Raw genomic sequence first — 25865 nt, forward strand, 5'->3', positions numbered from 1 at the left:
TCCGGTCTCAGCCGCTCCAGGGCTCTTGTCCCGGCTCGTGTAATCGATTCCAATCCTCCGTGTAATCGATTCCACGAGGAGGTGGAATGGCGAGCATCAAGGACGTGGCGCACCACGCGGGAGTGTCCGTGGCAACGGTCTCCCGCGTGCTCAACGACCATCCGTCCGTCCGCGCGGACACCCGTGACCGGGTGCTCACCGCCGTCGCCGAGCTCGGCTACCGCCCCAACGCCGTGGCCCGCTCACTGCGCACCGACCAGACCCGCACCCTCGGGCTGGTGATCAGCGACGTACTCAACCCGTTCTTCACCGAGCTCGCCCGCTCGGTCGAGGACGAGGCCCGCGCGCTGGGCTACAGCGTGGTGATCGGGAATGCCGACGAGCGCCCCGACCTTCAGGACCACCATGTACGCACCCTCATGGACCGCCGCATCGACGGTCTGCTGGTCAGCCCCACCGACGGCGGCTCCCCGCTGATGCTGGACGCCGCCCACTCGGGCACCCCCATGGTCTTCGTCGACCGCTGGATCAACGGCGTGGACGTGCCGGTGGTCCGCACCGACGGCCGGCGCGCCGTACGCGATCTGGTGGCCCATCTGCACGCGCTCGGCCACCGCCGGCTCGCCATCATCGCCGGACCGGCCGCCACCACCACCGGACGCGAGCGCGTGAAGGTCTTCCGGTCCGCGCTGGGCGAGTTCGGCCTCGGCCTGCCGGCCGGCTTCATAGGTCAGGGCGACTTCCAGGCGGACAGCGGACGGCGGGTGACCGCCCGCTTCCTCGACCTGCCCGAGCCCCCCGACGTCATCTTCGCCGCGGACAACCTCATGGCGCTCGGCGCGATGGACGAGATCCGGGCGCGCGGCCTGCGGGTGCCCGACGACGTGGCGCTCGCCGCGTTCGACGACATCCCGTGGTTCGTCCACACCGATCCCCCCATCACCGCCATCGCCCAGCCGACGGGCGAACTCGGCCGCGCCGCCGTGCGCGCGCTGGTCGACCGCGTCGAGGGGCGGACCACCGACTCGGTGATCCTTTCCGCCCGCCTGATCATCCGCCGCTCGTGCGGCGAGCCCGAAGGGAGCAAGCCATGAGCACGCCGAGCGCCACACGGCCGCCGCAGGGCGTGCCGCCGAGCGCGGAGGGCGCGGCCGAGCTGCTGCGCATGGAGGGCGTCCGCAAGACCTTCCCCGGCGTGGTCGCGCTCGACGGCGTCGACTTCGACCTGCGCCGCGGCGAGGTGCACGTCCTCCTCGGCGAGAACGGCGCGGGCAAGAGCACGCTGATCAAGATGCTCTCCGGCGCCCACCGCCCCGACGGCGGCCGCATCCTCGTCGACGGCTCCCCGGTGCGCATCCACGGCGCCCAGGACGCCGAACGGCTCGGGATCGCCACCATCTACCAGGAGTTCAACCTCGTCCCCGACCTCAGCGTCGCGGAGAACATCTTCCTGGGCCGCCAGCCGCGCCGCCTGGGGCTGATCGACCGCAGGACCATGCACGAGCAGGCCGCCGAGCTGCTGGCCCGCGTCGGGGTCGACGTCTCCCCCACCGACCGCGTACGCGACCTGGGCATCGCCCGGCTGCAGATGGTCGAGATCGCCAAGGCGCTGTCCCTGGACGCCCGCGTCCTGATCATGGACGAGCCGACCGCGGTGCTCACCACCGAGGAGGTCGACAAGCTCTTCCGGATCGTGCGCACCCTGCGCGCGGATGGTGTCGGTGTTGTCTTCATCACCCACCACCTGGAGGAGATAGCCGCCCTGGGCGACCGCGTCACCGTCCTGCGCGACGGCCGCAGCGTCACCCAGGTCCCGGCCACCACCGAAGAGGACGAGCTGGTCCGGCTGATGGTCGGCCGCTCCATCGAGCAGCAGTACCCGCGGCGGCCCGCCGAGGCCGGGGCGCCCCTGCTCAGCGTCCGGGGCCTGACCCGCGACGGCGTCTTCCACGACGTCGCCTTCGAGGTGCGGGCCGGGGAGGTGGTGGGGCTCGCCGGACTCGTCGGCGCGGGCCGCACCGAGGTCGTCCGGGCCGTCTTCGGCGCCGATCCGTACGACGCCGGCACCGTCGAGGTCCTCGGCGAGCGGCTGCCCCGCCATGACGTCGGCGCCGCCATGGCCGCCGGCATCGGGCTCGTCCCCGAGGACCGCAAGGGCCAGGGCCTGGTGCTTGACGCCTCCGTCCAGGAGAACCTGGGCCTGGTCACCCTGCGCTCCGCCACCCGCGCCGGGCTCGTCGACCGGGCCGGGCAGCGCCGCGCGGCGGCCCGGATCTCCGAGCAGCTGGCGGTCCGCATGGCCGGTCTCGACCAGCGCGTACGGACCCTGTCCGGCGGCAACCAGCAGAAGGTCGTCATCGGCAAGTGGCTGCTGGCCGACAGCAAGGTGCTCATCCTCGACGAGCCCACCCGGGGCATCGACGTGGGCGCCAAGGTCGAGATCTACCAGCTCATCAACGAACTCACCGCCTCCGGGCACGCGGTGCTGATGATCTCCAGCGACCTCCCCGAGGTGCTGGGCATGAGCGACCGGGTGCTGGTCATGGCACAGGGCCGGATCACCGGCGAACTGGGCCGCCAGGAAGCGACCCAGGATGCCGTGATGGCCCTGGCCGTGAAAGACGTCAAGGCCGTCGAAACGCTCGACGACGCCAAGGAAGGAGAGGGCTCCCGTGGCCACTGACACGATCAAGTCCGGCTCGGTACCGCCGGGCTCCGGGGGCCCGGCGGTGCTGCGCCGGGTGCTGCTCGACAACGGCGCGCTGAGCGCCCTGGTGCTGCTCCTCGCAGCCATGTCGCTGCTGTCCGGCGACTTCCTGACCACCGACAACCTGCTCAACGTCGGCGTCCAGGCGGCGGTCACCGCGATCCTCGCCTTCGGCGTCACCTTCGTCATCGTCTCGGCCGGCATCGACCTGTCGGTCGGCTCGGTGGCCGCCCTGTCCGCCACCGTGCTCGCCTGGTCCGCGACCTCCCAGGGCCTGCCGGTGTGGCTCGCGGTGATCCTCGCGCTCGCCACCGGCCTGGCCTGCGGCCTGGTCAGCGGCGCGCTGATCTCCTTCGGCAAGCTGCCGCCGTTCATCGCCACCCTCGCCATGCTGTCGGTCGGCCGCGGCCTCTCCCTGGTCATCTCCCAGGGCAGCCCGATCCCCTTCCCCGACTCGGTCTCGCACCTCGGCGACACCATCGGCGGCTGGCTGCCGGTCCCGGTGATCGTCATGGTCGTGATGGGCCTGATCACCGCGGGCGTGCTGGCCCGTACGTACGTCGGCCGCGCCATGTACGCGATCGGCGGCAACGAGGAGGCCGCCCGGCTCTCCGGCATCCGCGTCAACCGCCAGAAGCTGGCCATCTACGCCCTGTCCGGCGCCTTCGCGGCCGTCGCGGGCATCGTGCTCGCCTCCCGCCTGTCCTCCGCGCAGCCCCAGGCGGCGGTCGGCTACGAACTCGACGCCATCGCCGCGGTCGTCATCGGCGGCGCCAGCCTCTCCGGCGGCGTCGGCAAGGCGTCCGGCACGCTCATCGGCGCGCTGATCCTCGCCGTCCTGCGCAACGGGCTCAACCTGCTGGAGGTCTCCGCCTTCTGGCAGCAGGTCGTCATCGGCGCCGTCATCGCGCTGGCCGTGCTGCTCGACACCGCGCGCCGCCGCGCCGGCTCCCGTCCGGGCGCGCCCGGCGGGGCTCCCGCCGGAGGCCCCGGCGGGAAGATGACGCCCGCGCAGGCCGGGAAGTACGCGGTCGCGGCCGTGGCCGTGGTGGCGGTCGTGGTCGGCGCCTCGGTGTGGCGCTCCGACTCCTCCGGGAGCGGCGGCAAGATCAAGGTGGCCCTGTCGGTCTCCACCCTCAACAACCCCTTCTTCGTCCAGCTGAAGCAGGGCGCGCAGGCGGAGGCCAAGGCCCAGGGCATCAGCCTCTCCGTCACCGACGCTCAGAACGACGCCTCCCAGCAGGCCAACCAGATCCAGAACTTCACCAGCCAGAACGTGAAGACGATCATCATCAACCCGGTGGACTCCGACGCCTCGGGACCGTCCGTCCGGGCGGCCAACAAGGCCGGCATCCCCGTGCTCGCCGCCGACCGCACCGTCAACAAGGCGAAGGTCGCCACCCTCGTCGCCTCCGACAACATCGCGGGCGGCAAGCTCGCCGCCAAGACGCTGGCCGAACAGCTCGGCGGCAAGGGCCGGATCCTGGTCCTCCAGGGCACGGCCGGCACCTCCGCCTCACGCGAACGCGGCCAGGGCTTCACGGAGGGGCTGAAGGCCTACCCGGGCATCCAGGTCGTCGCCAAGCAGCCCGCGGACTTCGACCGCACCAAGGGCCTGGACGTGACCACCAACCTGCTGCAGGCCCACTCGGGCATCGACGGGATCTTCGCCGAGAACGACGAGATGGCGCTCGGCGCGGTCAAGGCGCTCGGTTCCAAGGCGGGCAAGTCCGTCAAGGTCATCGGCTTCGACGGCACCCCGGACGGCCTCAAGGCGGTCCAGGACGGCACGCTCGCGGCGACCGTCGCCCAGCAGCCCAAGGAGCTGGGCAAGATGGCCGTGCAGAACGCGATCAAGCTGGCCAAGGGGCAGAAGGTCGACCAGATGGTCAAGGTGCCCGTGAAGGTCGTCGCCGCGAAGTAGCCCCCGGCCCGGCCGGATCCGCCCCGGGTCCGGCCGGGCCGGCCTGGGCCCCTCATTCCCATAGCTAGTGAAAGGACGTGCAGGATGCCCGACTACGACCTGCTGGTCGTAGGGTCGGCCAACGCCGACCTGGTGATCGGAGTCGAACGCCGCCCGGCGGCCGGGGAGACCGTCCTCGGGTCCGACCTCGCCGTCCACCCGGGCGGCAAGGGCGCCAACCAGGCCGTCGCCGCCGCCCGGCTGGGCGCCCGTACGGCCCTGCTGGCCCGCGTCGGCGACGACGGACACGGCCGCCTGCTGCTGGAGTCCCAGCGGGACGCGGGCGTGGACACCGCGGGCGTCCTGGTCGGCGGCGCCCCCACCGGCGTGGCGCTGATCACCGTGGACCCGTCGGGCGACAACAGCATCGTGGTCTCCCCCGGCGCCAACGCCCGGCTGGCACCCGCGGACGTACGGGCCGCGGCCGGGCTGCTGGCCTCGGCCCGCGTGGTCTCGCTGCAGCTGGAGATCCCGCTGGAGACGGTCGCGACGGTCGCCGAGGTGGTCCGTACGGCGGGCGAGGGCGCACCGCGTGTCGTCCTCAACCCCTCGCCCCCCGCCGCCCTCCCCGCCGAGGTGCTGGCCGTCTGCGATCCGCTGGTGGTCAACGAGCACGAGGCGCGCTTCCTGCTGGGCGACGACCCGGCGGGCCGGGAGGAGGCCCCCGAGGCCTGGGCCGCCGCCCTGCTGGCGCGCGGCCCCCGCTCGGTGGTGGTGACCCTGGGCGCCGCGGGCGCGCTCGTCGCCGACCGCGACCGTACGGTCCTGGTGCCGAGCCTCCCGGTCAAGGCGGTGGACACCACCGGCGCCGGGGACGCCTTCACCGGCGCGCTGGCCTGGCGCCTGGGCGTCGGCGACGACCTCGAGACGGCGGTGCGGTTCGCCGTACGGGTCGGCGCGGCCGCGGTGACCCGCGACGGCGCGCAGGAGTCCTTCCCCACGGCCGAGGAGGTCGCGGCGCGATGAAGCGATCCGGGATCTTCAACCGTCAGCTGAGCGGGGCGATAGCCGAGCTGGGCCACACCGACACGGTGATGGTCTGCGACGCCGGACTGCCCATCCCCGCCGGCCCGGGCGGCCCGGCCGTGGTCGACCTCGCCCTCGTGGCGGGGGTGCCGTCCTTCGAGCAGGTGTTGAGAGCGCTGCTCGACGAGCTGGTGATCGAGGGGGCCACGGCGGCCCTGGAGGTGCGGGAGCACAACCAGTCGGCGACCGCGCTGCTGGACGGCCTCTTCCCCGGGTCGGTGCTGGAACTGGTGGAGCACGAGGAACTGAAGGCGCGGACGGCGACGGCGCGGCTGGTGGTGCGGACGGGGGAGGCGCGGCCGTACGCGAACGTGCTGCTGCGCTGCGGCGTGCCGTTCTGATCGGCGGCCTGCCCGACACCCGGGCGGGCGGGCGCGCGCGGGCGGGCGGACGGACGGACAGACGCGGGGGCGGGCGCGGTGCGCGCGGGCGGACATGTTTCGAGGGGCCCGGTCCATGGACCGGGCCCCTCGCTTCCCCCTCCGCAAGGCTTCCTCTTATTCCCCGGATTCCCCCCCGGAACCCTCCCCAGGAAGCCTGACGCCACATACGACCCCCATGGGGCCGGAAGGGTTGCACGATTTTCTGGAGTTATCAATCCGTGACGTCTCGTCAGTCACGTGATGCGCGGCCGGGGTCCACACACTGACCGGAACGACCCCCTCTAGTGACCGGAAACCGTCCATGACCTGGCCCGCAGGACAACCCGATGCGAATATTTCACCAGGTGGGGATTTATGTTCCGGGCCGCGAACCGGGCCGGGCGCGGCCCCGCCCTTCGTCCCGCTGTCAGGCAACGGGCCCACCCCGCGCGTCCCCCCTGTTGGCGGCCGGAACGGGAGGGTGTCCGATGACGACGATCGACACGCACACGAGCCATGTTGGCCCTGTTGTTCCACTGGATCACCCCCTTGCCCGGCAGCCCGCCGCCGCGGGCTCCAAGGCCGCGCATCTGGCCCGCGCGGCCCGTGCGGGACTCCCCGTCCTGCCCGGTTTCGTGATCCTTCACGGCCCCGGGGCCGAGGCCCACGAACCCCCCGCTCACGACGGGCTGACCACCCGCCAGGCGTGGCGCGAGCTGTCCGCCGACGGGGCCCGCCCCCTGGTCGTACGGTCCTCCTCGCCGCAGGAGGACACCCATGAGTCCTCCATGGCCGGGCAGTTCGCGTCCGTCCTCGCCGTACGCGGCTGGGACGCCTTCCACGCGGCCGTACGGACCGTCCTGGACTCCGCGCGCCGTACCCGCTCCGGCCCGGCGGCGCCCATGGCGGTGCTCGTCCAGCCCATGCTCGCGGTCCGCGCCGGCGGCGTGCTCTTCACCGCGGACCCACTGACCGCGCGGCTGGACCGGATGCTGGTCAGCGCCGTACCAGGCGGGCCCGACGCCCTGGTCGGCGGCGCGCGGTCCGGCACCGACTACCACCTCACGCGGCGCGGCAGACTGCTGCGTACGGAACCGCCGGACGGCCCGGACAGCCCGGACGGCCCCGCGGCGGCGCGGCCGCTCACCAGAACCGAGCTGCACCGGCTGGCGCGCCTGGGGCACCGTGCGGAACAGGCGATCGGCGGCCCGCAGGACATCGAGTTCGGCTTCGACGAGGACGGCGGCCTGTGGCTGTTCCAGAGCCGCCCCGTCACCGCGCTGGCCGCCCGCCCGGCGCCCGGCGCCCGCCTCCTCGGGCCCGGCCCGGTCGCCGAGACGCTGCCCGAGGCGCTGCAGCCGCTGGAGGAGGACCTGTGGGTGGTGCCGATGGCGCGCGGCCTGACCGCCGCCCTCGACATCGGCGCCGCCGCGCCCCGCCGCCGGCTGCGCGCCGCGCCGGTGGTCACCACGGTCGGCGGCCGGGCCGTCGCCGACCTGGAACTCCTCGGCGCCGCCCCGACGCGGCCCCGCCGCCGCTTACGCTCCGTCCTCAATCCGCTGCCCGGCGCCCGCAGACTCTCCGCGGCCTGGCGGGTCGGACGGCTACGGGCCACGCTGCCGCACCTCGCCCTCGACCTCCTCGCCGACGTCGACCGCCGCCTCGCCGAAACCCCGCCGCCCCACGAACTCGACCGCGCCGAGCTGACCGATCTGCTGCGCTGGGCCCGCGCCGCCCTGGTCGCCCTCCACGCCCAGGAAGCCCTCGCGGGCGCCCTGCTCCCCACGGACCGCCCCGGCACCGCCGCGTCCGAAGCCCTCGCCGCCCTGACCGACGGCCGCGCCCGCGGCCTGTCCGACCCCGGCATCGTCGCCACCGCCCCCGTGGTCCTCGCCCTCGTCCCGCCGAGCCTCGTCCGCCCGCTGCGGCTGCCCGCGCCGACACCCCTGGGCGGCGCGGAAGCCGACTCCGGCGGCGGCGCGCCGCCCCCGCGCGACACCACCGACGCGCCGCCTGGCCCCGCGGTGCCACCGGCGCGAGGTGCCACACCGGCGCTCGGCTCCGGGCCCCGCCTGGCAGCGGAGGCCGCGCCGTACGAGCCTGCGCTCGGGCCGCCGCCCGCCCCGGCACCACACCGCACGGACACCGCGCCGCACAACGCACCGCCCCGGGCGGCGCTCAGCGCGGCGCCCGCCGTCCCCGCGCAGGGCGTCGCCGCAGCGGCCGCCGCACAGCCCGCGCCCGCGCGGGGCGTGGCCGCGTTGCCCGTGCGGGAGGGGCTGCGGCTGCGGATCCGGTGGGTGCACGAGTTACAGGTGCGGCTGGTGCGGGAGGCGGCGGTGCGGATGGCGGCCCGAGGGGCGCTCGCCGAGCCGGGGCGCGTCGCGCTGCTGCGCTGGCCGGAGTTCATGGCCGCCGCCGTGTGCGGGCCGCTCCCCGTCGACCTGGCCGAGCGGCTGCCGCGCCCGCCCGCCGGGCCGCTGCCCGACGCCTTCCGGCTGGCGGCCGACGGGACGGTCGTCCCCGAGCGCGCGGTGGGCCCCCGCGCGCGACGAGGCGCGGACGGCGCGGGCCTTGGCGTCTCCGGGGGCCGGGCGTCGGGCACCGCGTGGGACGGGAACGGGCCCCGGCCGCCGGACGCCGTGCTGGTCGTACGGACCCTCGACCCCGCGCTCGCCCCGCTGCTGCCGCCCCTCACCGGCCTCGTCGCCCAGACCGGCAGCCCGCTGTCCCATCTGGCGGTGCTGGCCCGGGAGTTCGGGCTGCCCACCGTCGTCGGGGCCGCCGACGCCGTGCGCCGCTTCCCGCCCGGCACACGGCTCGTCCTCGACGGCACGACGGGCGAGGTATGCGCGGAGGTGGCGCCGTGAAGCGTCTCGCGTATCTCTTCGGCGGCGCGGCCGCCCTCGGCGCGGGTTACTACCTGGTGGTCTACCTGTACCGCTGGCAGTGGCAGCGGGCGATCCTGTGCGGCGTCCTGCTGCTCGTCGTGGAGGTGCTGCTGGTCGGGGTCGCCGTGCTCGACCGGCTCTCCCGGCTGGAGTCGCGGGTCGGCCGCGCCCCGGCCGGCACGGGCGGGCGGGAGGCCGAGGTGCTGGCCCGGGTGCGGCAGTCCGGCGGGTACGGCCGGCCGCCGTCCGGTTCCCCGGACGCCGGGCCGTACAGGGGGCCTGACGCCGGGCCGTACGGGAAACCGGACGCCGGGCCGTACGGGGAACCGGACGGACCGGCGTACGGCCCCGCGACCGGGGGCCGCCGCCCGCGCTTCCCCTGGCTGGACGAGCCGGGGGACCCGCGCACCGGCCGCACCCATGTGTTCGTCCCCGTCCTCATGGTCACCGGCGTCGTGCTGTCCGGCCTCGCATGGGTGGTGCAGCGGATCGCCGAGGCCACGGTCCGGCCGGGCGCCGAGCGGCGGTTGGCCGGCCGGCTGGCCCCGCTCACCGCCCCGCCCCTCACCACCGAGACCGGCGCGCCGCTCCCCGACCTGGAGGACCTGCCCGTCCTGGACCGCCGCTCCGCCCGCCGGCCGTGGCTGGTGCTCGGCGTGGTGGTGGCCGGGACGGCGCTGCTCGCCGTACTGATCCACGTCTTGGCGGACCTCACCCAGACCCGCGAGGAGCGTGCCGAGAGCCGCGCCTCGGCGACGGCGGTGCTGGTCCGGCTGGAGGTGCGCAACGCGTCGACGGCCGCCCGCGCGGATCTGGCGGCGCGACAGATGTGGGAGCGCTGCCGGGACTCGACCTCGGTGCCGCTGCGCCACGCCACGCTGGGCGAGCTCGGCGAGCATCTGTACGCGGGCATGGTGCATCCCGCGCTCACGCCCCACGACCAGCTGCGGCTGCGCGGCTGTCTGGAGGACGTGGTGATCGAGCGCAGCCACTTCACGGTGGTCGGCATCGGGCAGACGGATCCGGACGACGACTGAGCGAGTGACGGAAGATGACCGAGTGACGATGGCTGAGCCAGGAGGCCGCCCCGGGTTACGATGCGCGTCGGTCCGGTCATCGCCGCCGGCTCCGCCTCCGCTTCCCGTCGCGGTCGCGGTTCCGGTCCGACGCCCACCGGCTTCCGCCACCGGCCTCCGCCGCCGCTCCCCCTCCCGTCCCCGACCTCCCCCGGGCCCGCCCATGGCAGCGCCGACCCTCCCCCAGGTCACGCCCCCGTCCGCCAAGACCACCCCCCGCCGCGGCCCGCGCCGCACCGCCGTGCGGATCCTCGCGGGCTGCGCCACCGGCTATCTGCTGCTGTGGGCCACCGGCGCCCTCGGCATCCTGCTCCTGTCCCAGCTCGTACGCGACCGCACCCCCGAGCCGCCGGGCACCGTCGCCGTCCGCGGTATCCACCACTTCCAGCCGGTGGACCGGGCCGGGCGATTATGGCGCGGCTCGGCCCCCTCCCCCGAGGGCTACCGCCGGCTGGCGCGGCTGCGCTTCACCACCGTCGTCGACCTGCGCGCCGAGGATCTGACGGCCCGGCAGCTGGCCCTGCCGGAGCGGGCCGGGCTGCGGGTGGTCCGGCTCCCCGTCCGGGACGGCCAGACGCCCGAGCCCGCCAAGGTGGACCGCTTCCTGGACGTCGTCCGCCACGCGCCGGGGCCGGTGTTCGTCCACTGCGGCGCGGGGGTGGGCCGTACGGGCACGATGGCCGCCGCGTATCTGGTCCGTACGGGCGAGGAGACCGGCCCCGGGGCCGCGCGCCGCAATCTGGCCGTCGGCCCGCCCTCCCTGGAGCAGATCTACTACGCGCTCACGCTCACCCCCGACCGGGCGGCCCAGCCGCCGCTGCCGGTCGTGGCCCTCAGCCGTTTGATCGACGCCCCGCGACGCATATGGTCGAGATGGGGGTGATCACACCGGGAAGGTGATCACACGCGGGACCGGAAGGCGGGAGCGGCGGTATGCGCGTGATGACGTGGAACGTGTGGTGGCGTTTCGGCCCGTGGGAGCGGCGCCGCGAGGCCATCCTCGCCGTCCTGCGCTCGGTGCGGCCCGATGTGCTCGGGCTGCAGGAGGTGTGGGCGGACGGCGACGTCAATCTCGCGGGCCTGCTCGCGCAGGAGCTCGGCATGCACTGGACCTGGGCCGCCTTCGAGTCCCCCCAGAAGTGGCAGCGCCGCATCGGCGACCCGACCATCGACTTCGGAAACGCGGTGCTCAGCCGCTGGCCCATCGTCGAGCGGGACGTGGCGCGGCTGCCGGCCGCGGGCGGCGCGGACGACGGGCGGCTGGCGCTGTACGCCCTGGTGGACGCCCCCGGCCACCCCGCGCCGTTCTTCACCACCCACCTCAAAGCCGACGCGCACGAGTCCGCGGTCCGCTGCGCCCAGGTCACCGCCCTGGCCCGGTTCATCGCCGAGCACCGCGGCACCGGTCCCTTCCCCCCGGTGGTCACCGGGGACTACAACGCCTGGCCGGACTCCGACGAGATGCGGCTGCTCGGCGGATACCGCACCGCCCCGGCCGTCCCCGGGCAGGTCCTCCTGGACGTCTGGGAGTACGCCGACCCGGCGGCGCCGTGCGCCACCTGGGACGCCGCGAACCCGTACGTCGCCCGGACCTTCGAGCCGAGCGCGCGCATCGACTACATCCACGTCGGCCCGCCGGGACCCGACGGCCTCGGCCACGTCCGCTCCGTACGCCGCGCGGGCGACGGCCCCGTCGACGGTGTCTGGCCCTCCGATCACGCGGCGGTCGTGGCGGATCTGGCGACGGGCAACTGGTAGCCCGCCCGGCTCGCGTACGGCCGGCGGTTACTTGCCCTTGCGCATCAGCAGACGCCCGTGGCCGAACCGCTCCCCCTCGCACGGCTCCCGCAGCATCCGGCTGACCTCGACGAACCCGGCCTCGCCGGCCAGCCCCGCCAGCTCGTCGACCGGCCAGCGGTAGGCCGGAGTCACTTTGTGGTCGAACTCCGTGACCGGGTCCCCCTCCGACTCGAAGAACGCGAGCAGGAGGTGGCCCTCGGGCGCGAGCACCCGCCGGAACTCGGCGAAGAACGAGGGCACGTTCTGCGGCGGGGTATGAATGAGCGAATACCAGGACACGATGCCGTTCAGCTCGCCGTCGGCCAGGTCCAGGGCGTCCATGGAGCCGACCTCGAACCTCAGGTCCGGATATGCCTCGCGGGCGATATCGATCATCACCGGCGACAGGTCGACGCCGAATACATCCAGCCCCAGGTCGCGCAGGTGCGCGGTCAGATAACCGGGGCCGCAGCCCAGCTCGGCGACGGGCCCGGCAGCGGCGGTGGTCCGCGCGATCTCGGCGAACGCGGTGAGCAGCGCGCGATCCAGCGGACGAGAGTCGAGCGAGTTGCGGGCGAATTCGGTGTAGAGGACGGCCATGTCGTCGTAGGCCTGCGCTGTCGTGGTGAGGTGGGAGGAGAGTTCGGTCACGGGCGAGGACCCTAGAGCATCCCCTGACTCGCTGACGAGGGGCAGAACTCCGCCTTGATCACGTTCCTGGCGGGTTCGTCGTCGTTCCAGTTGTCGTTCGTGTTCAGCGACAGCACATGGCTGCCGTCCTCCGTCGAAACGGCGTAGGTGACCGATCCGAAGATGTCCCCGTCTTGCCCCCACACCGTCCCGCAGGGCAGGGGGTAGGTCCGTACGCCCAGCCCGTACGCGTATCCGCGCCCGGTGTCGACGCCGGTCAGCAACTCGCCCTGCTGACGCGGAGGGAGGACGCGCCCGCGGAAGAGCGCGCCGAAGAAACGGTTCAGATCATGGGTGGTGGAGATGATCTCCCCGGCCGCCCCGGCCATGGAGGGGTCGAACTCGGTGACGTCGTAGACCTTCGCCCCCGGCGAGTCGACGAACAGACGGGAGTAAGCCCGCGCATGGGGCTCCGGCAGGGCCGGGGAGTGCCCCGGTACGACGGTCTCGTGGAGGTGCAGCGGGCGGAGCAGCCGGCTCTCCACCACGTCCGCGTAGCTCTGCCCGGTGGCGGCCTCGATGACCATCCCCGCCAGGAGATAGTTGGTGCTGGAGTAGCTCCACTGTTGTTCCCCCGGCTGTTGTCCCCCCGGCTGTTGTTCCCCCGGCTTGAACACGGGCGGGTGGGAGGTCGCGATCTTGACGAGTCGGTCCGGCGTCCAGCTGTCGTAGCGGTGCTCCAGGAACGCCGCGCCGGTGTAGCGGGAGGCGAAGTCCCGGTCCTTGAGGATGTCGGAGACACCGCTGGTGTGGTTGAGGAGTTGGCGAAGGGTGATGCTCCGGCCGTCGTAGTCCTTGTGGACGAACACTCCGGGAAGCCACTTCTCGACGCTGTCGTCCAGGCTCAGGGCCCCTTCTGCCTCGAGCTTCAACAACGTGACCGCGGTGAAGGTCTTGGTGATGCTGCCGATACGGAAGTGATCCGCCGGCGTGCGGGGACGGGGCCGATCCAGATCGGCGGTGCCGGCCGTGCCGCGCCAGGACCGCCGGCCGAGGTCGACTCCGGCGATGGCGCCGGGGGTGCCGCTGGCGACCAGGTCCTCCAGCGCGGCCTGGGTGGCCGGGCGCTCCAGGCCGGCGGGGCGCGGCGGCCGGTGCTGCTGGGCGGTTGCGGTGGACATGGGCGCAAGGGCCGTCGCGACGACGGCTGCCACGGCAAGTCCGGTGAGCGTGCGGGGTCGTCGGAGGTGTTGGCGAGTCATGTTTGCGACGTTACGGGCGATTCACCGCGCCGCCATCAGGGATCACCCCGGCTCGGCCCTTGGTCCACCCCGGCGGGGCTCAGCGCTTGACCCTGACACTGATGCGAGGCTTTAGCCTTCCTCCGCCGGGATCTCCCGGGGATCTCCCACGACGAAGGAGCAATGATGCCGGGAGCAGTGATCATCGGAGCGGGGCCGGGGATCGGCCAGTCGGTCGCCCGCCGCTTCGCACGCGAGGATCTGCCGATCACCCTCGTGGCGCGGTCCGAGAAGACTCTGACGGCCGCGGCTGAGGCCCTTTCCCCCACCGGGGTGCCGGTACGCTCCGTGGCCGCCGACAGCGCCGACGAACACGCCCTGCGCACCGCCCTGGACAGCGCGATCGAGGAATTCGGGCTGCCGGACGTCGTGGTGTACAACGCGGCCATCATCCAGTCGGACTCGCTCGGTGAGCTGTCCGTGTCCGCGCACCTGGACGCCTGGGCCGTCAACGTGGTCGGTGCGGTCAACGCCGCCGCGCACACCGTCCCGGCCATGGCGGAGCGCGGCAGCGGTTCGTTCCTCATCACCGGCGGGATGCCGGAGCCGAAGCCGCAGTACCTCAGCCTCTCACTCGGCAAGGCCGGTGTGCGGGCGTTGGTGACGCTTTTGGACCAGCAGTACGGCGCCGGCGGTGTGCACGTGGCCACGGTGACCGTCGACGGCCCGGTCGCCCCCGGCACGGACTTCGACCCGGATCTCATCGCCGAACACTACTGGCGGCTGCACACCCAGCCACGGCACGCGTGGGAGCGGGAGGTCCTGCACACCGGGCGGACGCCTTGACGGTTGAACGCGAGACGAACACTTCATGAGAGGTGGGCCACTTCGGCCCGGTATCCGTCCCGGAGACATACATTCACCCCCTCAGAGCTCATGACCTGACGGGGGAAAAGATCATGGGATGGCTGAAGGAGCTGGTGGCTCCGGAGAATCTTCTGGCGCTGCTCGGTGTCGTGGTCACGGTCGGCGGGCTGTCGTACGAGCGGCTGATTCCGGGGCGGAAACGCATCGGCTACCGCGTGCAGATGGACACGCGCATCGACGGCGACCCGCACGACGGCCACATACATCAGCGGCTGAGCATGCTGGAGGACCTCACCGGGGCCTCGCTCGTGCTGCTGCGGATCGAGAACGACGGCTTCCGCGGCATCGACATCGACGACTACATCACCGCGCCCTCGACGGAACACCGCGGGCTCACCGCCATCTTCCCCCATCGCACCGTCATGGACGTGGCCGTCACCGAGCCCAGCCACCCGGATCTGCTGCGGTACCTGCCCCAGCGTGGGACGGAGACGAATCCGGGGCTCATCTGCCGTGGCAGTGAGATCTGCCTGCCGAGGGTGCCGCTGAACAAGGGCGACCACTTCAAGCTGCTGGTGTTGCTGACCGGCGCCGGGACCGACAAGGAGCCCCACGTCGTCGGCCGCATCAGGGAGGGCAGGATCCGGAACAACGAGCACTTCCGGCGCCCGAGCAACCGCGTGCTCGGGCTCATCGGCAGCCTGGTGGTCCTCATGATCCTCCAGCCCATCGGCTTCCAGCTGCTGCAACCGGCCCCGCTGCGCCAGGGCTGCGCCAAGGGGACGCTCACCGTCGTGGGCTCCACCGCGTTCGAACCGGTGATGAACGATCTGGACACGGCGTACGAGGACGACTGCCGCGGCGCCGCCCACATCACCGTCAACGCCCAGGGCAGCGGCCGCGGAACGGACGCGCTCCGAAGCGCCGGGGAGGGAACGGACGGCTTCCCCGCCTACGTCTCCTTCTCCGACGGCCGGCAAGGGAGTGGGGACCCCAAGCTCAAGGAGCATCTGATCGCGCTGTCCGTCTACACCATGGTCGTGAACAAAGAGGTCCGGCTGCCGAATCTCTCCATCACGGACCTGCGGAAGCTCTACTCCGGCGACATCACCAACTGGAAGCAGCTCCCCGGCGGGCCCGATCTTCCGGTCAGGCTGGTGAGCCGGGACGGGAAGTCGGGGACCCGCGGCGTGTTCGAGAAGCGCGTGCTGGGCAGCACCGCCGAGCCCGCGCGTACGTCCGACGACTGCAAGACGCCGAAGTTCGACAATGCGCACATCATCCGCTGCGAATTCGACAAAACGGAAGAGGTGTTGAAGGCCGTGGCCCGGATTCCGGGCGCCATTGGCTACACCGAGCTGAAAGCGGCCAAGGACCGCGCCGGCCAGCGGAAGGATATTCGCCTGCCGCGTCTGGACGGGCAGCAACCGTCCATCGGCACCGTCAGGGACGGGAGGTACCCCTTCTGGGAGCCCGAGTACGCCTACACCTACGGGGCCCCGCCGCCCAACTCCCTCACATCGAAGTTCCTGGACTTCCTGGCCGGTGACACCGGACGGAACCTCATCGAGCGCCACGGTCATCTGCCGTGCTCCGCCCCGGAGAACCAGCAGGCGTGCCGGCGGGCGCCCCGGGCGTGAGAGGGGCGGGGTGGCCCGAGGCCGTGTCGATCACCTCGTCCAGGACCGCGCGCGAGCGCTGGAGGTCCTGGATCATGCGGTCGATGCGGTCCCGCTCCGCCGTGAGGTCCGTGACCAGGCGGTCGTCGGCGATCTCGGACGGGCCGCCGTCCGCGTCCCTCATGCACGGGAGCAACTGCGCGATCCGGGAGCTGGACAGCCCCGCGGCGTACAACTCCTGGATACGCAGCACCCGGTCGACGGCGCCCTCCCCGTACTCGCGGTGGCCGCCGGGCGTCCGGCGCGCCATCAGCAACCCCTGCTGCTCGTAGTAGCGCAGCGACCTCTCGCTCACGCCCGTACGCCGGGCCAACTCACCGATCCGCATGACGCACCTCACACCGGGCGGGCTTGAATCTGACATCAATGGCAAGTTCTACGTTACCCGCATGACGAACACAGCGACCACATCCCGCCTCTTCACCCCCACCCGCCTCGGCCCCCTCGACCTGCCGAACCGCCTGGTCATGGCGCCGCTGACGCGCAACCGGGCCGCCGCCGACGGCAGCCCCACACCGCTCATGGCCGAGTACTACGCCCAGCGCGCCTCCGCGGGGCTGATCATCGCCGAGGCCTCCACCCCCAACGCGGTCGGCCAGACCTACCCCAACATCACCGCCATCCACACCGACGCCCATGTGGCCGGCTGGCGGCGGGTCACCGAGGCGGTGGCCGCCGCGGGAGGCGGCCCGATGTTCCTCCAGATCCAGCACGGCGGCCGGGTCGGCCACCCCGACACCAGCGGGCTGACCCCCGTCGCCCCGTCCCCGATCCCGCTGCCGGAGACGATCCACACCCCCACCGGCCGCAAGGACTCGGTCACCCCCCGCGAGATGACGCTCGACGACATCCGGACCACCGTCGGCGACTTCGCCACTGCGGCCCGGCGCGCGCTCGACGCGGGGTTCGCCGGGGTCGAGGTGCACAGCGCCAACGGCCACCTCCTCCACCAGTTCCTCGCCCCCAACACCAACCGGCGCGGTGACGCGTACGGCGGCAGCGTGGACAACCGCGTCCGGTTCGTGGTCGAGGTCGTCGAGGCCGTCGCCGAGGCGATCGGCCCCGAGCGGGTCGGCCTGCGCATCTCGCCGGGCACCACCACCGTCAACGGCATCGCCGACACCGACGCCGACGTGCTCTACCCGGCGCTCCTCGCCCGCGTGGCCGACCGCGGCCTGGCCTACCTGCACATCGTCTTCGCCGACCCCGACCGGCCCCTCTTCCAGCGCCTCCGCGCGGACTGGCCCGGCACCCTGATCGGCAACCCGGTCCTGCCCAAGGAGCAGATCCCCGCCGACGGCGGACGGCAGGCGGCGGAGCGGCTCCTGGCCTCGGGGGCCGATCTCATCGCCCTCGGCCGGCCCTTCCTCGCCAACCCCGACCTGGTCGAACGGCTGCGCACGGGCGCGCCCGTGAACCCGGTCCGCGACCGGTACATGATGTACGTGGGCGGCCCCACCGGCTACACCGACTACCCCGCCCTCGACGCCGTACGCTGATGACCATGCCTCCTACGGCGTCCGCGGACGACGAAGACCCGGGAGCCGCGGCGGCCCGCCTCACCGGCCGCCCGGTGACCGGCCGGCGCCCGCTGTCGGGAACGCTCGCCGAAGTCGTGCTCGACGGCGGGCAGGTGGTCATGGTCAAGCGCGGCAGCGACCCCGGCGCCGCCCAGGCCGAGGCCGCGGGGCTGCGCTGGCTGGCCGAGGCCGGTACGGTCCGCGTCCCGGCGGTGCACGGCCACGACCCGCACTGGCTGGTGACCGAACACATCCCCACCGGCCCGCCCAGCGCCCGCGCCGCGACCCGGTTCGGCCGCGACCTGGCCGCCCTCCACACCGCCGGCGCCCCCGCGTTCGGCGCCCCGCCGCCCGGCGGGCTCCAGGACGCGTACATCGGCCTCGCCCCGATGCGCAACGTCCCCGGCACCGACTGGCCCCTCTGGTACGCCGAGCACCGCGTGCTGCCGTATCTGCGCCGCGCGGTGGACGAGGGCACGATGCGCCCCACCGAGGCCGCCCTCGTCGAACGCGTCTGCGAGCTCCTCCCCGACCTGTCCGGCCCCACCGAGCCGCCCGCCCGGCTCCACGGCGACCTGTGGAACGGCAACGTCCTGTGGGGCGCCGACGGCCAGACCTGGCTGATCGACCCGGCCGCCCATGGCGGCCACCGCGAGACCGACCTGGCCATGCTCCACCTCTTCGGCTGCCCTCATCTGGACCACGTGCTGGCCGCCTACCAGGAAGCGGCCCCACTCGCCGCCGGCTGGACGGACCGCATCGCCCTGCACCAGCTCTTCCCGCTGCTGGTCCACGCGGTCCTCTTCGGCCGCGGCTACGCCGAACAGGCCCTCACAGCGGCCCGGTCGGCCCTCGCGGCCTGACCTGCCCTCAGCTCCCATACAACCGGCTCTGTGGGTAGGGAGCAGCTTCTGTCAGGCTGCGGTGACCTGCTGGGCAAGCAGCAGCGCCAAGGGGCCTGCCTGTAGCAGGAAGCGCCCCTCGGTGGCGGCCTGGATCGCGTCGGCCAAGGGCCACCACATGAGTTTGAAGTTCTCCTCGCTGGAAGTGAGTTGCTGCGGCCCCAGGGTGAGGCCTTCGGCCAGGAACAGGTGGATTCGGGCAGTGGAGTCGAGGGTGATGGCGTACGAGCCCAAGGAGCGCCAGGTCTCGGCGGTGACACCGGCTTCCTCGCGCAGCTCGCGCCGCGCGCAGTCTTCCGGTGTCTCGCCGGGCTCCCGGCGGCCCCCGGGCAGGAACAGGTACTCGCTGCCATGCTGTGGGAATTCGGCGGTCAGGACGGCCACCATGCCGTGGGTGTCACGGGCCACGATGACGGAGGCGTCGCACCGCGCCCCCGGGTCGGATGCTGCGGTCATGGCCCCGGAGCGTATCCGCCTACGTTGGCAGCCAGGCCGCGAACGGAACGTTCAGCACCGTGGGATGAGCAATGCCACGGCCGTGGTAGCCGTCCTCGCCGAAGGCGTCGCCGTGGTCGGCGCACATGATGATCAGCCATCTCTTCTTACTGGTGAGCCCGTCGACCAGGCGGCCGAGGTGTTCGTCCGCGTACGCGAGCGCGGCGGCCTGCGACAGCCAGGAGTCGGAGCTGTCGCCGTTGTAGTGGCCGTGGGGGACGTGGGTGGCGGAGATGTTGACGAACAGCATCAGTGGCCGGTGAACGTACTGCTCGGCGACAGCCAACGCGTGGTCAACCTGGTGGCGTGCGGAGTCCGGTTCCGGGGAGCAGAACTCCGGTCGCCAGTGGTCCTCGTGGAACATGTCGGGCAGCACCGACCCGAGCGGGGTCTCCCTTGAAAAATAGGTCACGCCGCCGATGCACACGGTGCGGTAGCCATGCTGCGCGAGCCCGGCGAGGAGGTTCGGCGCGTCGAAGACGAACGTGCCCGCATCGACTGTCTTGAACGCGGGCGGACGGCACTCCCACAGCCGGGGAGGCTGTACGGGCTGCGGGAGCTTGGGTAGGAAGCCGGAGAAGAACGCCATGTGCGCGGGCAGCGTGAAGGTGCCGGGAGTGCGGCGCTCCTCCCACACCCCGCCGGGGAGGATCTTCGCCAGGCGCGGTGTCCGACCCGCGTGCAGGGCCGCGCGGGCGACGTCGTAGCGCAGGGAGTCCAGAGTGACGAACAGGATGCTGGTCTCGCTTCGGATGATCTCGGCCGCGTCGATCACAGCGCGCCCGCCAGGTCTCGGCGTTCGGTGATGTGGCCCTTGGCCTGGTCGTTCACCGGGATGGGAACCCGGTCGGAGGCGATCATCTGCCGCAGCCTGGCCAAGCCGGTGTCCTCGGTGACCGGCTGGCCGTTCGCGCCGTAGAGACGGATGGTGATGGACTGCCGTCCGCCGTGGTCGGTCGTGGTCAGCAGGGCGCCAGGGACGTCCCCGAGTTCCCTCATGGCGTTCAGGAGGTGGGCTTCATCGGCCGTGCCGAGGCTGGAGACCTGGCAGCCGAAGTGCTCGGCGTTGATGGCGCCCCGACAGAATCGCCGGTGGAACTCGATCGTGGCGCTGTGGCCGTCGTGGGCCACGGCCATCTGCCGAGCCCGGCTCACCACGACGAAGCAGGCGGCGACCCACCAGGCCACACCCTCGTGGATCTCGCCCGGGAACGCGCCGGCGACGCGGCCGTCACAGATGATGGTGTCGGTGTCGATCGGGTTAAGCACGCCTGCTCTCCAGGTGCTCGACGACGACGTCGGCCAAGTCGTCCGGGCTGCGGTCGTCGGTCCGGATCATGACCGCGCTCGGATCGGTCTCAGCAACGGACAGGAAGTTCTCCCGGAGCCGGCCAAGGCGGCCGGGGACGTCGAACAGGTCGGTGTCGTCCTGCTTCACGTCCGTCTTCGTCCCCATCCGCTCCTTCAACGCGCTGTCGGAGCCGATCAGGTAGAAGGTGGCGTCCGGCGCCGTGAGGTAGGGCAGGAACGGCGTGATCAGCCCGCGTACCTGGTCCAGGCCGACTTGGTTGACGGCCGCGTGGCAGGTTATGACCGAGGAGGCGTACCGGTCGGCGACCACCGGCCGCGTGTTGAGGGCCTGCCGTACGACGTCGGAGACGTGCAGGAGACCGGAGAGGTAGAAGGCAAACTGCGGCAGCGGCCGAAGCACCCGGTTGACCGTGTCGGACCAGGCGGTGTGCGGATCGGCGAGGGTGTGGATCGCCGTGGCGCCGAGCCGCTCGGCCAGCAGGCGGGCGAGCGTCGACTTCCCGACCCCCGAGACGCCTTCCAGGACCAGGAACGGCCCTCGGCGAACTTCGCCTGCCTCGGGCGCGTATGGGTCGCGCGGGGCGCTCACAGCGTGCCCTCGGTGAAGGCGGAGACGTGCCGGGCGACGGCCGCGGGGATCGCCTTCGGATCGCCCAGCAGGGGCCGGATGTCCATCCGGAGGTCGTCCCGCAGAAGGCAGGGCTGGATTCCGCCGGCGTGGTCGACGCGCAGGGACCAGAACCCTTCAACGCACTTGGGCTTGACCGGGCAGGTGCCGCACTGGCCGACGTGATGGCGCCCGAGTGCGCGATGAATGACGTCGATCTCGATACCGTCTATGCGGAAGATCCGCCGCCCTTGCCCAACCCCGGAGACTTCGATCTCCTCGTCGCTCGTCAGGGTGCGAAGGTGGTCGATGATGCCCTGGGCGCCGATCGCTGAGCTCTTCCGGTCGGCGTTGAAGTCGGTGTCCACCAGCTCGATGAACTGGACGGGCATGCGCCGGTCGAGAGCGAAGGCCAAGATGTCGTGCAACTCGTGTTCGTTCTCGCGCTGAACCAGCGTGTTCAGCTCCACCCGCTCGAACATTTGGCGGGCCGCCTCGATGCCGTCGAGGATGGTCGTGATGCCGATGCGGGTGTTCGCGATGGCCTTCAGCGACGCGTCCGAGAAGTAGTGAAGGGAGACCTTCACCTTGTCCAGGGCGGTCGTGGAAAGCCACTCCTGGTGCGTTCGCACCAGCGTTCCGTTCGTGATCAGGGTGTAGGTCGCGTCCGGGCCGCGCTCCGGAAGCCGGGTCAGTACCGGCCGGGCCAGGGGCGACATGAGGGGCTCCCCACCGGTGAAGTACACCCGCTTGAGCCCCGCGTCCATCAGGTCGCCCAGGACGTTCAGGAAGTCCTCGGCAGCCATCTCACGCTCGCGGGGACGCGCATCACGGTGCAGGTGCGTGAAGGGCGGCGGGACGTCCCCCTCGTTGTGGCAGAACCAGCACTTCTCGTTGCACTTCGGGGTCAGGGAGACTCTGAGCTGGCCACGCAGCATGGCGAAGTTCCGCAGCGCGGTCCAGTCCACGTCGGTTGTCGGGAGCGGAACGGTCAAGACCTGCTCCTTTCGCAGGGCGCGTCGTGGTTCTCCGGGGCAGCCGATTTCAGTTCGGCCCAGCACCGTTTCCCCCATGGGCGCCCCGCCGGTCCGAGCACGTCATAGCCCCACCGGTCGCTGAGCATGTCGACCAGGAGCAGCCCGCGACCGTGCTCGGCCCCGCCGTCCGGCGTACGCATCTCGGGTGTGCGGTGCGGGGCGCGGTCGACGACCGCGACGTACACGCGGTCATCGGCCGGCCGGTCCACGATGACCCGGACGCGGGCGCCCCAGGCGTGCCGTACGGCGTTGGAGACGAGTTCGGCCATCACCAGAGCTGCGGCCTGCGTCGCCTCTTCAGTCAGGCCCCATGTGGCGCATGCGTTGCCGACGAGTTTGCGGGCCAGGGGCGCTGTCAGCTCGGTGCGGGGGTGGGTTTCGGAGTAGCCGGGGTGCCCCGTCGTGCGGGGCCTGATCGTCATCTTCATGCCGTCTCGCCATGGTCAGGGGGCGGTGCCCCGGACCGTGCCTACCGGGGAATGAGGCGCGGTCCGGGGACGTACGACCACTTAACCGGCGCCAGGCGCAGGGGGGTTAGGAGACAGCCCAGGCTCCCGCCAGCAGCTCCTAGGTGGACTTGACCTTCCCTTTGCCTGACGGTGGGTGCCGCATCCGCTACCGTGCGTTTATGAGCACCACACGTAACACAGCGTTAGCGGAGTGGATGGAGGCTCACGGCCACAGCTCCAACTCCTTTGCCCAGGCCGTGAGCAAGGCGAAGGAAACGCTCACCGGCAGTCCCGGCACATACGACGGGCGCATCGTCCGGGACTGGAAAGCCGGCCGGATCCGCTGGCCCAACGCCGTCACCCGCGCGGCCATCCAGCACCTCACCGGACTGGACCCTGTCCGCCTAGGCTTTGTGCCACGAGGTCGCAACGAAGCGGTCTTAGCGTCATCGCAGGAGGATGTCTTGCGCCGCCGTACCTTCGTGACCGTTGTCCCGGCCGCAGCCCTCGCCGTGGCAGCGCCGCCCGCCAGCGCCCGTTCCACCGTCGGCACCAGCGATGTTCAACGCCTGCGCCAGGAACTCGCAGACCTGTCGAAGCTGGACGACCAGGAAGGTGGTGGCCCCGAGCTGGAGAAACGCGCGATAGCCCTTGCTGACGAGACCGTCGACCTCCAGCGGAACGGCAGCGCCACCAGCCGCATCCGAAGCCGCCTTTACGCCCTCGGCGCCGCCTCCACCGCCATGGCCATGTGGGCCACGGTCGACTCCCGGCAACCCGTCCGCGCACAACGCCACCTGGAGCGAGCGACCCACCTTGCCGGGCTCTCCGGAGACGGGCAGGTACAGCACCAGATCTGGCAATACGCCAGCATGCTCGCCAAGCAACGCGACCACTGGCCGGACGCTGTAGCCGCGGCCGAGGCCGCCATGTCCGCTAGCGCACACCGCCGAGACCCCCTGTATGCCTCCCTCAGCCACGCGCGCCTCGCGGTCTCTCTCCCCGGGATCGGAGAACACACGCGCGCCCAGCGCGCCCTGGAACGGGCAGAGCAGGCATTCGAACGAGCCGACCCCCACGAGTGGCGCCCCGCCTCGATGGACTTCTACACCCGCAGCGAACTCGACGGCCTGACCGGCATCACCTACCTGTGGCTCAACCAGCCCGAACGGGCCGAGTACCACCTTCACCGCTGCGTCGCCGCCCTCCGCCCGGACCAGCACCGGAACCGCGCCTTCTACGCCGTCAACATCGCCTTCGCCCAACTCGGCCAGGGCGACCCCGAACAGGCATGCAACACCGCCGCCGCCGTCATCCCCCCGCCTGGATCCACCAGCGCGGGCCGCATCCCCCATCTGCTGGACACCTTTACCGCCAAGCTCAACACGGCGGCTCCCGGCGCACGCATCACCCGTGAGTGGAACGCCCGCACCGCCTGACCCGGAAGGACCCACCCTGTGACCACCTCACCGACCACCGTGGAGCTACGCCGCTACGGACGCGAAGACCTCAACGCCATCGGGCAGACCCTCACCGATGTATACGCCGAGGTCTACGCGGACCGGATCTCCGACCCGTTCTTCTCCATCGAGCGGTTCGAGGAACGGCTGGAGGGCCATGTCTCCCGCGACCCCTGGGAAGTCGTCATCGGCTGGGACGGCGACGAGCCCGTCGGCTACGCCTACGGCACACCACTCCCGCCCCGCTCCCGCTGGTGGGCCGGGATGCTCGAACCGCTTCCCGAGGAGATGACCCGCGAGGACGGCACGCGGACCATGGCCCTGTGCGAGCTGATGGTGCGCTCGCCATGGCGGAAGACCGGCACCGCTCACCGAATCCACGAAGAACTCTTGTCCGGCCGCGCAGAGGAACGAGTGACGCTCCTGGTCGAGCCGACCCACCCGAAGGTGAAAGCGCTCTACGAGTCGTGGGGCTACGAGAACATCGGAGACCAGCAGCCTTTCCCCGACGCCCCGGTGTACGCGACCATGCTTCGCGTCCTGCGGCCCGCGTAAGCATCCAGGCGGCGCGGACGCGGGCGATGTCGCCAGCGGAGCGCCTCAAGCCACCCCGAGCTGCCGTGCCGCCGCCTCCACCGTCTGTGCGAGGAGCACGGCGATGGTCATGGGGCCGACCCCGCCCGGGACGGGGGTGATCAGGCTCGCCCGCTCCCGCGCGGTCTCGAAATCGACGTCCCCGACATTGCCCGGGTTGTATCCGGCATCGATCACCACGGCGCCCGGCTTCACATCGGCCCCGGGGATGAATCGCGGGCGACCGTCGACAACCGGTGTCAGGCCGCTCCCCGGTGGTGCTCCACCTCAGCGCCAGTCACGGCCCGCGTCCAGTTTAGGGGAGGAACGCCGCTCGGCGGCGGGCGATGGCCGACCCCCGGGGCGGATAGCATCACCGGCACCGGATCCGATGAACGGAGTTCATCCTTGCGTAACCCGCGCGTTGGCGTCGCCATCCTGACGATGGGCACCCGGCCCGCCGAACTGGCCGACCTGCTCGCGTCAGTCGCCAAGCAGGACACCCCCGCAGCGCGGGTGGTGGTCGTCGGCAGCGGCTCGCCGCTGCCGCCCCTCCCCGACGGGGTGACCGGTGTCGAACTGCCGGAGAACCTGGGCATCGCCGGCGGCCGGAACGCCGCCCTTGCCCGGCTGAAGGAGTTCGGGGATGTCGATGTGGTGGTGGACTTGGACGACGACGGGCTGCTGATCAGCACGGACGTCTTCACCCGGCTGGTGGAGCTGTACGAGTCCGACCCGCGGTTGGGCATCGTCAGCTTCCGCATCGCCGACGAGCGGGGCCGCACCCAGCGCCGCCACGTCCCCCGTCTGCGCAGCTCGGATCCGCTGCGCGGCGGGTGGGTGACCACGTTCCTCGGCGGCGGCCACGGCCTGTCCATGCGGATGCTGGAGGAGATCGGCGGCTGGCCCGAGCCGTTCTTCTACGCCCATGAGGAGACCGACCTGTCCTGGCGGGCCCTGGACGCGGGTTGGAAGGTGCTCTACGAGCCGGGCTTGGTGCTCCAGCATCCGTGGACGTCGCCGACCCGGCACGCGGTCTTCCACCGCATGGTCGCCCGCAACCGGGTCTGGCTGGCCAAGCGGCACCTTCCCGCCCTCCTCGTCCCCGTCTACCTGGGGACCTGGACCGCGCTGACCCTGGCCCGCACCAGGTCGGCGGCCGGTTTGCGGGCATGGTTCGGCGGCTTCGTCGAGGGCCTGCGCACGCCGTGCCCACCGCGTCGGCCGATGCGGTGGGCCACCGTTTGGCGGATGACCCGGCTGGGCCGACCGCCGGTCATCTGATCAAAC

At 72.1% G+C, this 25865-nt stretch carries 25 protein-coding genes and 1 pseudogene; 16 read left to right on the forward strand and 10 right to left on the reverse strand.

Going from position 1 to position 25865, the window contains the following annotated elements; all coding sequences use genetic code 11:
* The first annotated feature begins 86 nt into the window (after positions 1–86).
* The 9 genes from ACFZDL_RS21610 to ACFZDL_RS21650 all read left to right on the forward strand — a co-directional run bounded on the left by ACFZDL_RS21610 (position 87) and on the right by ACFZDL_RS21650 (position 11783).
* Complete coding sequence (locus ACFZDL_RS21610; protein ID WP_353594070.1) at positions 87–1094, forward strand: LacI family DNA-binding transcriptional regulator; 1008 nt, start codon at positions 87–89, stop codon at positions 1092–1094.
* Complete coding sequence (locus ACFZDL_RS21615; RefSeq protein WP_391191911.1) at positions 1091–2683, forward strand: ATP-binding cassette domain-containing protein; 1593 nt, start codon at positions 1091–1093, stop codon at positions 2681–2683. The genes ACFZDL_RS21610 and ACFZDL_RS21615 overlap by 4 nt, the downstream gene beginning before the upstream one ends.
* Positions 2673–4631, forward strand: a complete 1959-nt coding sequence (locus ACFZDL_RS21620; RefSeq protein ID WP_353594069.1) for a substrate-binding domain-containing protein — start codon at positions 2673–2675, stop codon at positions 4629–4631. Before ACFZDL_RS21615 ends, ACFZDL_RS21620 begins: the two co-directional genes overlap by 11 nt.
* 84 nt (positions 4632–4715) lie before the next feature.
* Positions 4716–5636 (forward strand): ribokinase, encoded by a 921-nt coding sequence (gene rbsK, locus ACFZDL_RS21625; protein ID WP_353594068.1) that lies wholly within the window; start codon positions 4716–4718, stop codon positions 5634–5636.
* Positions 5633–6037 (forward strand): D-ribose pyranase, encoded by a 405-nt coding sequence (rbsD, locus tag ACFZDL_RS21630; RefSeq protein ID WP_353594067.1) that lies wholly within the window; start codon positions 5633–5635, stop codon positions 6035–6037. The genes rbsK and rbsD overlap by 4 nt, the downstream gene beginning before the upstream one ends.
* Positions 6038–6546: 509 nt before the next feature.
* Positions 6547–8928, forward strand: a complete 2382-nt coding sequence (locus tag ACFZDL_RS21635; RefSeq protein ID WP_353594066.1) for a PEP/pyruvate-binding domain-containing protein — start codon at positions 6547–6549, stop codon at positions 8926–8928.
* Positions 8925–9986, forward strand: a complete 1062-nt coding sequence (locus ACFZDL_RS21640) for a hypothetical protein (RefSeq protein WP_353594065.1) — start codon at positions 8925–8927, stop codon at positions 9984–9986. Before ACFZDL_RS21635 ends, ACFZDL_RS21640 begins: the two co-directional genes overlap by 4 nt.
* A 202-nt stretch (positions 9987–10188) precedes the next feature.
* Positions 10189–10908 carry a dual specificity protein phosphatase family protein gene (locus ACFZDL_RS21645; protein WP_353594064.1) on the forward strand — a complete coding sequence of 240 codons (720 nt, stop codon included), beginning with the start codon at positions 10189–10191 and terminating at the stop codon, positions 10906–10908.
* A gap of 50 nt (positions 10909–10958) precedes the next feature.
* Positions 10959–11783: an endonuclease/exonuclease/phosphatase family protein gene (locus ACFZDL_RS21650; protein WP_353594063.1), complete on the forward strand. Its 825-nt coding sequence runs from the start codon at positions 10959–10961 to the stop codon at positions 11781–11783.
* 27 nt (positions 11784–11810) lie between these two features.
* On the opposite strand, the gene ACFZDL_RS21655 is transcribed toward ACFZDL_RS21650, so the two are convergent.
* Both ACFZDL_RS21655 and ACFZDL_RS21660 read right to left on the reverse strand, forming a co-directional pair.
* Positions 11811–12455 carry a class I SAM-dependent methyltransferase gene (locus tag ACFZDL_RS21655; protein WP_353594062.1) on the reverse strand — a complete coding sequence of 215 codons (645 nt, stop codon included), beginning with the start codon at positions 12453–12455 and terminating at the stop codon, positions 11811–11813.
* A gap of 11 nt (positions 12456–12466) precedes the next feature.
* On the reverse strand, positions 12467–13615 hold the full coding sequence (locus ACFZDL_RS21660) for a serine hydrolase domain-containing protein (protein ID WP_353594061.1): 1149 nt from the start codon (positions 13613–13615) through the stop codon (positions 12467–12469).
* 246 nt (positions 13616–13861) lie between these two features.
* Here ACFZDL_RS21660 and ACFZDL_RS21665 point away from each other — a divergent pair, with 246 nt between their 5' ends.
* Together ACFZDL_RS21665 and ACFZDL_RS21670 are read left to right on the forward strand one after the other, a co-directional pair.
* Positions 13862–14521, forward strand: a complete 660-nt coding sequence (locus tag ACFZDL_RS21665) for an SDR family NAD(P)-dependent oxidoreductase (RefSeq protein ID WP_353594060.1) — start codon at positions 13862–13864, stop codon at positions 14519–14521.
* Positions 14522–14634: 113 nt separating this feature from the next.
* Positions 14635–16182 (forward strand): substrate-binding domain-containing protein, encoded by a 1548-nt coding sequence (locus ACFZDL_RS21670; RefSeq protein WP_353594059.1) that lies wholly within the window; start codon positions 14635–14637, stop codon positions 16180–16182.
* Here the strand turns inward: ACFZDL_RS21670 and ACFZDL_RS21675 are convergent.
* Positions 16106–16549 (reverse strand): MerR family transcriptional regulator, encoded by a 444-nt coding sequence (locus ACFZDL_RS21675; protein WP_353594058.1) that lies wholly within the window; start codon positions 16547–16549, stop codon positions 16106–16108. The two genes, ACFZDL_RS21670 and ACFZDL_RS21675, sit on opposite strands and share 77 nt — an antisense overlap.
* Positions 16550–16610: 61 nt before the next feature.
* On the opposite strand from ACFZDL_RS21675, the gene ACFZDL_RS21680 reads away from it, so the two are divergent.
* Together ACFZDL_RS21680 and ACFZDL_RS21685 are read left to right on the forward strand one after the other, a co-directional pair.
* Entirely contained in the window at positions 16611–17720 is a 1110-nt protein-coding gene (locus ACFZDL_RS21680; RefSeq protein WP_353594057.1) for an alkene reductase, read from the forward strand.
* On the forward strand, positions 17720–18604 hold the full coding sequence (locus ACFZDL_RS21685; RefSeq protein WP_353594056.1) for a fructosamine kinase family protein: 885 nt from the start codon (positions 17720–17722) through the stop codon (positions 18602–18604). The genes ACFZDL_RS21680 and ACFZDL_RS21685 overlap by 1 nt, the downstream gene beginning before the upstream one ends.
* Before the next feature lie 51 nt (positions 18605–18655).
* Here the strand turns inward: ACFZDL_RS21685 and ACFZDL_RS21690 are convergent, their stop codons facing one another.
* The 6 genes from ACFZDL_RS21690 to ACFZDL_RS21715 are packed head-to-tail and all read right to left on the reverse strand — an operon-like array spanning position 18656 to position 22521.
* Positions 18656–19099, reverse strand: a complete 444-nt coding sequence (locus ACFZDL_RS21690) for an NUDIX hydrolase (RefSeq protein WP_353594055.1) — start codon at positions 19097–19099, stop codon at positions 18656–18658.
* Positions 19100–19118: 19 nt separating this feature from the next.
* The gene (locus tag ACFZDL_RS21695; protein WP_353594054.1) at positions 19119–19913 is read right to left on the reverse strand and encodes an STM4013/SEN3800 family hydrolase; all 795 of its coding nucleotides are present in this window, start codon (positions 19911–19913) and stop codon (positions 19119–19121) included.
* Complete coding sequence (locus ACFZDL_RS21700; protein WP_353594053.1) at positions 19910–20407, reverse strand: hypothetical protein; 498 nt, start codon at positions 20405–20407, stop codon at positions 19910–19912. Before ACFZDL_RS21700 ends, ACFZDL_RS21695 begins: the two co-directional genes overlap by 4 nt.
* The gene (locus ACFZDL_RS21705) at positions 20400–21038 is read right to left on the reverse strand and encodes a thymidylate kinase (RefSeq protein ID WP_353594052.1); all 639 of its coding nucleotides are present in this window, start codon (positions 21036–21038) and stop codon (positions 20400–20402) included. Before ACFZDL_RS21705 ends, ACFZDL_RS21700 begins: the two co-directional genes overlap by 8 nt.
* A complete protein-coding gene (locus ACFZDL_RS21710) occupies positions 21035–22051 on the reverse strand; it encodes a radical SAM protein (protein ID WP_353594051.1) in 1017 nt (338 codons plus the stop codon). Before ACFZDL_RS21710 ends, ACFZDL_RS21705 begins: the two co-directional genes overlap by 4 nt.
* Positions 22048–22521: an ATP-binding protein gene (locus tag ACFZDL_RS21715; RefSeq protein ID WP_353594050.1), complete on the reverse strand. Its 474-nt coding sequence runs from the start codon at positions 22519–22521 to the stop codon at positions 22048–22050. The genes ACFZDL_RS21710 and ACFZDL_RS21715 overlap by 4 nt, the downstream gene beginning before the upstream one ends.
* A 485-nt stretch (positions 22522–23006) precedes the next feature.
* Here ACFZDL_RS21715 and ACFZDL_RS21720 point away from each other — a divergent pair, with 485 nt between their 5' ends.
* On the forward strand, positions 23007–23981 hold the full coding sequence (locus ACFZDL_RS21720) for a hypothetical protein (protein WP_353594049.1): 975 nt from the start codon (positions 23007–23009) through the stop codon (positions 23979–23981).
* Between the two features lie 18 nt (positions 23982–23999).
* On the forward strand, positions 24000–24557 hold the full coding sequence (locus tag ACFZDL_RS21725) for a GNAT family N-acetyltransferase (protein ID WP_353594048.1): 558 nt from the start codon (positions 24000–24002) through the stop codon (positions 24555–24557).
* A 45-nt stretch (positions 24558–24602) separates the two neighbouring features.
* Here ACFZDL_RS21725 and ACFZDL_RS21730 read toward each other — a convergent pair.
* Positions 24603–24821: pseudogene (locus ACFZDL_RS21730) on the reverse strand (bifunctional 5,10-methylene-tetrahydrofolate dehydrogenase/5,10-methylene-tetrahydrofolate cyclohydrolase); the annotation flags it as partial.
* Positions 24822–24983: 162 nt separating this feature from the next.
* On the opposite strand from ACFZDL_RS21730, the gene ACFZDL_RS21735 reads away from it, so the two are divergent.
* On the forward strand, positions 24984–25859 hold the full coding sequence (locus ACFZDL_RS21735; protein WP_353594047.1) for a glycosyltransferase: 876 nt from the start codon (positions 24984–24986) through the stop codon (positions 25857–25859).
* The last annotated feature ends 6 nt before the right edge of the window (positions 25860–25865 follow it).

The organism is Streptomyces sp. NPDC007917 (assembly GCF_042959105.1).
Classification (GTDB): Bacteria; Actinomycetota; Actinomycetes; order Streptomycetales; family Streptomycetaceae; genus Streptomyces.

Coding starts and splice junctions, on each gene's coding strand:
- ACFZDL_RS21610 (WP_353594070.1), top strand. CDS start 87: ATGGCGAGCATCAAGGACGTGGCGCACCACGCGGGAGTGTCCGTGGCA.
- ACFZDL_RS21615 (WP_391191911.1), top strand. CDS start 1,091: ATGAGCACGCCGAGCGCCACACGGCCGCCGCAGGGCGTGCCGCCGAGC.
- rbsK (WP_353594068.1), top strand. CDS start 4,716: ATGCCCGACTACGACCTGCTGGTCGTAGGGTCGGCCAACGCCGACCTG.
- rbsD (WP_353594067.1), top strand. CDS start 5,633: ATGAAGCGATCCGGGATCTTCAACCGTCAGCTGAGCGGGGCGATAGCC.
- ACFZDL_RS21635 (WP_353594066.1), top strand. CDS start 6,547: ATGACGACGATCGACACGCACACGAGCCATGTTGGCCCTGTTGTTCCA.
- ACFZDL_RS21645 (WP_353594064.1), top strand. CDS start 10,189: ATGGCAGCGCCGACCCTCCCCCAGGTCACGCCCCCGTCCGCCAAGACC.
- ACFZDL_RS21650 (WP_353594063.1), top strand. CDS start 10,959: ATGCGCGTGATGACGTGGAACGTGTGGTGGCGTTTCGGCCCGTGGGAG.
- ACFZDL_RS21660 (WP_353594061.1), bottom strand. CDS start 13,615: ATGTCCACCGCAACCGCCCAGCAGCACCGGCCGCCGCGCCCCGCCGGC.
- ACFZDL_RS21665 (WP_353594060.1), top strand. CDS start 13,862: ATGCCGGGAGCAGTGATCATCGGAGCGGGGCCGGGGATCGGCCAGTCG.
- ACFZDL_RS21670 (WP_353594059.1), top strand. CDS start 14,635: ATGGGATGGCTGAAGGAGCTGGTGGCTCCGGAGAATCTTCTGGCGCTG.
- ACFZDL_RS21675 (WP_353594058.1), bottom strand. CDS start 16,549: ATGCGGATCGGTGAGTTGGCCCGGCGTACGGGCGTGAGCGAGAGGTCG.
- ACFZDL_RS21680 (WP_353594057.1), top strand. CDS start 16,611: ATGACGAACACAGCGACCACATCCCGCCTCTTCACCCCCACCCGCCTC.
- ACFZDL_RS21685 (WP_353594056.1), top strand. CDS start 17,720: ATGACCATGCCTCCTACGGCGTCCGCGGACGACGAAGACCCGGGAGCC.
- ACFZDL_RS21690 (WP_353594055.1), bottom strand. CDS start 19,099: ATGACCGCAGCATCCGACCCGGGGGCGCGGTGCGACGCCTCCGTCATC.
- ACFZDL_RS21715 (WP_353594050.1), bottom strand. CDS start 22,521: ATGAAGATGACGATCAGGCCCCGCACGACGGGGCACCCCGGCTACTCC.